We start from the raw sequence: 6,121 nt of genomic DNA, 5'->3' as shown, positions 1-6,121 counted from the left end.
GACTTCGGGCTTGCGCCCTCGTCTTGCCGGCGCCCCCTCAAGGGGGGAGTGATGCGGGGGGCCGCATCGGATCGGAGACATACGGCACTCAGGCCGCCCTCTTATGCCTCCGCAACGGACATCACAAGCGTATCCGAGCGTAGCGCTCGGATGCCCGAATGTAACGGGAGAGGTGATATGCCGCCAGCTTGATATCCTCGTCGCTTAATTTTTTCGGCTCTTTTTCGATGAAGATTGGCAATGCCTTTGGGTTAAGAACCCACAAATCGTAGAGATTATTTTCCGTGGGCGCTACCCACCATCCGGGGAACACGAGCACGGGCTTTACGAAATAAGATCGCCCGGTGCTCTCCTCGAGAATGTCGTGTATCCAGACGGCCTGGGCTTTCGCTTGCTTGATCGGATCCCTGTCCATGGTCTTGTCATTGCACGTCAATTTTTGGCCATCGAATCTCACTTCGGCGCGCTTGCCGCGCGGGACGCTGCGGGTCTTCGTCTCTACCGCGAAAATGCCGCCGGGACCGATAATGACGTGATCTACATTGAACTTGTCCGCCAATATGTCGTGAAAGACTCGATACCCTCTTTCGCGCAATTTTTCCAATTCCTGACCGACGGCCTTCTCGCCGGCTCGGCCGAGCTTCACACGGCGGACTTTTTTCATAATCCTGTGCGCTTTCCACCAAGCGCAAGCAAAGAGGGCACCAAAGATAACGGTAAGAAAGATGGGTTTTTGCGGCGGCCACGGAGGAGGGGCATACCAATCAATCCACCTAAACAGAGTTGCCGTACCGAATATTCCCACTGCAATAGTCCACATTACTGCAGTATCAATTAGGTCAGCAATCTGTTCATCCAGGGACTGGCCGGGATTTCGCAGTGGCTCGTCTTTTAGCGGCCAATCTTTCCCTCGCTTCTTTTTCAGCCTGATTTCCATGTTGGAGAAATCGTCTTTTCTCGCTCAGCGGTCGAATACGACTCGAAAGCCCAGGGCGGGAGAACGGTAGCCGGGCGGCGCCTCATTGCTGAAGCTGGCCCGCGCGGTCTCCTTGCCGGGCAGGATGAAGTTGCCGCCCTTGGTTACCATGGAGTAGCCCTGGGCGCCGATGCGGTAACTGGCGGTCCATTCGGAGACGTTGCCCGCCATGTCCATGACGCCGCTGTCGGTGCGGTCCCGGGGCGCGGCGCCCACCCTCTGCGGCCGCGTCCTGCCGGCCTCGAAGGTGACGGCGCGCCCGTCGGCATAGCGGTCCCCCCAGGGCAGAACGCTGCCGCGTTCGCCGGCGGCGACCATGACCCACTCGCGGGCCAGCGGCAGCCGGCCGCCGGCCCAGCGGGCGAATGCGTGGGCGGACCACCAGTCCACGCCGGTTACGGGGCGGTGCGGGCGGCGCAGCTGCCGCCGCCAGTTCAGGGGCGTGTAATCGTGGTCCAGGGGCTCCTCCGGATCGGCATACAGCCGCCAATGCACCAGGGGATCGCGCAGGAAGCGGGCGTATTCCTCGCGGGTTACCTCGTGGCGCATTACGGCCAGCCGCCGGGGCGTCTGTTGCCGGTCGCGCACCATCACGGGCAGCAGGGACAGGTCTTCGGGGGGCAGGTAGGCCAGCAGGCGGGGCACTCGCGCCTCCCGCGGCACGGCCGGCGGGTAGCGCCCGGGCGTCAACTGCAAGACGCGGGGCGCCATGCGCCAGGGGGTGGCGGCGGGCGCGACATCGTAGAAGCAGCGAAAGCCCAGGTGCGCGGAGCGGTGTCTGGGGGCCGCGGCGCGGTATGCCAGGGATAAGGAGTGCAGCGCGTAGGGGCGGTCCCAGCCGTTGCCGCCGTGGATCGTCGGCTCTCCGTCCCGGCCGCTGCTCCACTCGGACACGCCGTTGCCCAGGTCGTGCGCGCCCTCGGGCGTGTCGGTCCGCGAGTGCAGGCCGCAGGGCTGGGCCGAGTTGAGCAGCGGATCCAGGTAGGGCCAGGGTCCGTCGTCGAAGGCGTCGCCCCATGGGTACAGCCTGCCTTTCTGGCCCGCCGCCAGCGCATGCCATTCCCCGGCGGTGGGCAGGCGCCCGCCCGCGGCGCGGCAGTAGGCGTGAGCGTCGTAGTAGCTTACGCCGCTGGCGGGGGCGTTCAGCCGCCCGGAGATGCGGTGCTGGCGCGTATCGCTGTCGTATTTCCAGCCTCCCGGCTGGCCGGGGAGCAGCAATGTGCGCCTGAACTCCGGCGGCTGGAAATCCAGCCATTGGGCGAATCTGCGGAACGCCCCCTGGGACACTTCGCAGGCGTCCGCCCACAGGATCCCGATCTCCGTGCCTTCGTCGGCGCGGTTCAGGGCCTGGTTCAGCGACGTGTCGTACTCGAAGAAACTGCGCTGGTCCAGCAGGACGCGGTCCAGAGGGTGCAACGCCGCCGCGCCCGCCGCGCCGTCTTGCCGCGGCGGCGGCGCCAGGGACACCAGCACCGTGTCCGGCGCCGCCAGCCACGGACGCAACTCCAGGTAGCCGGTGGCCAGGGCGACGGCCACCACCAGCACCGGCAGCAGCGTATCCAGGGGGCTGCGCTTCGCGCGCTTCACCTGCGAAACCGCCGCGCCAGCATGGCCAGCACGAAGGCCACCAGCAGCGCGTACAGCACCAGCAACAGCCGCTCGCCGCGCAGCGGCTGCACGGGGCGCTCCGTGCGCAACGGCTGGCCGTTCACCGTGATGCCGTTCTCTTCCCCGGCCAGCAGCAGCTTGCCGTCCGGGTCCAGGGCGGCATAGACGAAGCCCACCGTCCCCTCGAACAGCGTCCGGTCGGTCAGGGTCACCAGGCGCCAGCGCCACTCTTGCGGGCGCTCCTGCCCGGGGGCCAGCAGCGCCAGCCCGCCGTGGTGCAGGGGGACGGTAAGGCCCTGATAGATGGCCGGCCATTGCCCCATCCGCAACTGCACCTCCGCCGCCGTGTCGCCGGGGTCGGCGCCGGCGTCGGCGGCGGTCCCGGCGACGGCCTCTGCGATGGCCTTCCCGCCGCCGCGGTCCCCGGCGTCCGGCGTCTGCTCCGGCTCGTTCTCCGGCGCGCCCCGCGGGCGGTGCTCCCGAATCACCGTCCGCAGCTGTTGCGCGTCGGCCTCCAGTTGCAGCGCGCTGACGCCGTCGGTGACCGTCCTCTGTACGGCGACTCCCCCCGGCGGCGGGGGCAGGGGCTCTTGCAAGCTGCGCACCATGGCCTCGGCCCGCTCCCATTCCGCCCCGTCGAAGGGCAGCGCAAACAGTTCCGCCAGGGCCCGTTCCAGATGGGTGCCGGCCAGGGCGCCGTACTCTCCGGCGTTGGTGCGGCGCTGGATGTCCTCCAGCAATCGGTACAGGGCCACCAGGATCAGCGCCGCGTCTATGGGTTCCCCGGGCTGCAACGGCATGGCGTGTCTTCCCGTGCTCGTTTCCGGCGTCGGCAGCCGCAACCGAAAGCTTCGCTGCTGTTGCCCGGGGCGGCCCGCGAAGCCCTGGACCGCGGTGCGCCCGTCCCCCGGTTCCTCCTCCACCAGGGGATAGGCGGTGGCGCCGTCCCTGGGCCGCCAGCGGGCGCCGGCGGGCAGGCGCGGGCCGCCTCTGCGGCCCCGGGCCACATTGTCGCCGTCGGCGGCGCCCCTGCCGAGGCGCCGTTGCCGCTGCCGTTCTTCGCCCTCGAATCTTTCGCCCGCCGACTTGCCGCCGCCGGCCAGCGCCGTCCGCTCCTCGATGGTCTCCTCGCCGTAAAAGTGCCAGTGCAGGGGCCGGATGCCGTGCGACTTGAGGATGGACATGGCCAGGTAAAAATTGCGAATGCTGTGCACGTCCAGCCGCATGCGGCGCCGCTGATCCTGGTTGAAGCTTTGCAGATAGCGGTCGAAGCCGTTGTCCTGCAACAGCAGCTCGCGGCGCGGCCAGACTTCGCCGGTGTAGCGGTTGCGCACGCCCTCGCGGTGCAGCCCGACGATCGGCATGATGGAGTGCTGCGGGTTCTGGTCCAGCGGCGAGCGCTGGTAGTCGTGCAGCACCGAGGGCGGACTGGAGGGCAGGGCGTTCATCACCACCGAGGTCGCCAGTTCCCGGCTCAGCAGCACGGACAGGTCCTGCACTTGTTCCAGCCGTTCCCGCTCCCTGGCGTTGCGGATGCTGACGGTGATCACGATGAGGATGATCACCATCGCCACGCCGTTGGCCAGGATGTCCGCCAGCGCCACGCCGGCGAAGCCGGGCAGCAGGGCCTTTTCCCGCGGCCGGTTCACGGCGCCACGGGCGCTTGCAGCGGCGGCGCCCCCTGGGCGCCCGGCCCGACGATCTCCTGGATGTGCGGCGGGATGTCGCCGATGGAGACGGATTTCAGCAGCTCGTTGTCGGCAATGATCCAGCCGATGGTGACCTCCTGCCCCTTGTGCGCCGTCAGCGAGCGCAGGCAGTTGCGCGCCTCGGCCATGGTCGCCACTCCGCCTTCCAGGATGGCGAAGATCAGTTGCTGTTTGTCGCCGCCATAGACGCGCTGGGCATAGGGTATGTAGGGACTGTCCGGCGCGCAGACGGCGCCCTTCGCCGCCGCCTCGCCGGTCTCGATGATGTGGATGCGGTCGGGATAGGCGATGACCACGAAGCCGGCGCCGCTGGCGCCCCAGCCCACCTTGTACGCGCCCTCTTCGGAGGCCTGCTCCAGCCGTTCCCGCAGGCTGGCCTGCGACAGCAGGTTCATCAGCAGGAACAGCACCAGCAGCAGCGCGAACACGCCGCCGAAGATCTCGATCATGGGGGCGTTGTTCTCCTCCTGATCGCCGATAAAGCCGCTGCGCCTCATGCCGGCGCTTCGCCTTGCGCCTGTTCCTCCATGATCCGCAGCCGGTGTTCCACGTCAATCAGCACGTTGTCCTCCCAGCGTTGCAGCGCGGTCTGGATCAACACCAGGGTGACGCTGAGCGACAGCGCGATCAGCGTGGTGTCGAAGGCGATCCCCAGCGGCGAGATGGCCTTGCCCAGATCCGCCGACATCTGCGACAGCCCGCCCTGGGCGCCGATGATGGACTGGATGCCCTCGGCGGCCAGGGATATGCCCAGCACCGTGCCGATAAAGCCGAGGATGGGAATGGCCCAGTTGATGTAGCGCGGCAGGGTGTAGAAGTCGGTGGACTTCTTCCACAGCAATTCCAAAAAGTACTCCAGGCCGCGGGCGGTGTGTTCGCGGCGCAGGTAGCGGAAGCTGGCCAGCAGCACGGAGCGGTCGTGGCCGCCGGCGAAGGCCCGCTGCTCGCGCCACAGCACCAGAAACTTGTTCAGGATCATCAACAGGCCCCAGCAGAACAGGAACAGCGTCAGGGGCGGGATCGTGCCCCGCTCCAGGAATTTGACGGCCAGGAAGTCGCCCGTGTCGTGGCCGCGCAGGTAATGCAGCCCCAGCAGCAGGAAGGTGGCCAGCACCGCGGCCATCAGCAGCGTCAGCGCCAGCGGCGGGCCGGAGAAGACCCGTTCCAGGCGCCGCGACAGGATATGCGCCTCGCCGGGGTCGCCGATCCGGTTGGCGTACAGGTAGAAGGCGTACAGCGCCAGCGCCAGCGCCGGCAGCGGCGCGGCGCCCACCAGGTCCACCGCGCCCTCCTGCGACCAGGCCGGCGCCATCTTGTAAATTGCCGCCGCGGTTACCGCCGCCAGCCCCAGCAGCGCGCCCGCCTGGGCCAGCCTGCGGGCGCCGCCGGCGCCGCCCCAGCGATGCCCCGTCCACACCAGCACGGCCAGCAGCGCCCCCAGCGCCAGGCCGGAGGGCAGCGACAGCGCCAGCGCGAAGGCCAGCCCGGCCCCCGTGGCGGGGAACAGCGCGCAGCCGGTCAGCGCCACGGCCAGGCCCGTCTGTCTGGCCCCCGCCGCCTCGCCGCCCGCCGCCTCGCCGCCCGCCGCCTCGCCGCCCGCCGCCTCGCCGCCTGCCGCCGCCCCTGCGGACGGCAGCCATTGCCTCAGCGGCGCCGGGATCATCTCGCGCCAGGATTGCGTCGGGTTTGTCGTGCCAGTGCTCATCGTGATTTCCTCCAGTGCTTCAGGGGCGCCGCCACGCCGCGGGCGGGCGCCCCGGATGGATTCCGGGCCCGCATCGGATGCCGCGCCGCCGCTTTCTCAGCCGCCGCTTCCCGGCGCATGGCC

At 68.7% G+C, this 6,121-nt stretch carries 5 protein-coding genes; all 5 read right to left on the bottom strand.

Features of this window, described 5'->3' with window-relative positions:
* Positions 1-121: 121 nt before the first annotated feature.
* From OXU43_04020 to OXU43_04000, 5 genes are read right to left on the bottom strand one after another with little or no spacing between them, the layout of a single operon-like run.
* On the bottom strand, positions 122-937 hold the full coding sequence (locus OXU43_04020; GenBank protein ID MDD9824322.1) for a nuclease-related domain-containing protein: 816 nt from the start codon (positions 935-937) through the stop codon (positions 122-124).
* 24 nt (positions 938-961) lie between these two features.
* The gene (locus OXU43_04015; protein ID MDD9824321.1) at positions 962-2,563 is read right to left on the bottom strand and encodes an SUMF1/EgtB/PvdO family nonheme iron enzyme; all 1,602 of its coding nucleotides are present in this window, start codon (positions 2,561-2,563) and stop codon (positions 962-964) included.
* Positions 2,560-4,233, bottom strand: a complete 1,674-nt coding sequence (locus OXU43_04010; protein MDD9824320.1) for a hypothetical protein — start codon at positions 4,231-4,233, stop codon at positions 2,560-2,562. Before OXU43_04010 ends, OXU43_04015 begins: the two co-directional genes overlap by 4 nt.
* The gene (locus OXU43_04005; GenBank protein ID MDD9824319.1) at positions 4,230-4,790 is read right to left on the bottom strand and encodes a hypothetical protein; all 561 of its coding nucleotides are present in this window, start codon (positions 4,788-4,790) and stop codon (positions 4,230-4,232) included. The genes OXU43_04010 and OXU43_04005 overlap by 4 nt, the downstream gene beginning before the upstream one ends.
* Positions 4,787-5,998: a MotA/TolQ/ExbB proton channel family protein gene (locus tag OXU43_04000; GenBank protein ID MDD9824318.1), complete on the bottom strand. Its 1,212-nt coding sequence runs from the start codon at positions 5,996-5,998 to the stop codon at positions 4,787-4,789. The genes OXU43_04005 and OXU43_04000 overlap by 4 nt, the downstream gene beginning before the upstream one ends.
* Between the last annotated feature and the right edge of the window lie 123 nt (positions 5,999-6,121).

The organism is Gammaproteobacteria bacterium (assembly GCA_028817255.1).
Lineage (GTDB): Bacteria > Pseudomonadota > Gammaproteobacteria > Porifericomitales > Porifericomitaceae > Porifericomes > Porifericomes azotivorans.
This window is presented reverse-complemented; position numbering and strand designations above follow the sequence as displayed.

Excerpts from the sequence above, each read along its gene's own strand:
- OXU43_04020 (MDD9824322.1), bottom strand. The coding sequence starts at position 937 with ATGGAAATCAGGCTGAAAAAGAAGCGAGGGAAAGATTGGCCGCTAAAA.
- OXU43_04005 (MDD9824319.1), bottom strand. The coding sequence starts at position 4,790 with ATGAGGCGCAGCGGCTTTATCGGCGATCAGGAGGAGAACAACGCCCCC.
- OXU43_04000 (MDD9824318.1), bottom strand. The coding sequence starts at position 5,998 with ATGAGCACTGGCACGACAAACCCGACGCAATCCTGGCGCGAGATGATC.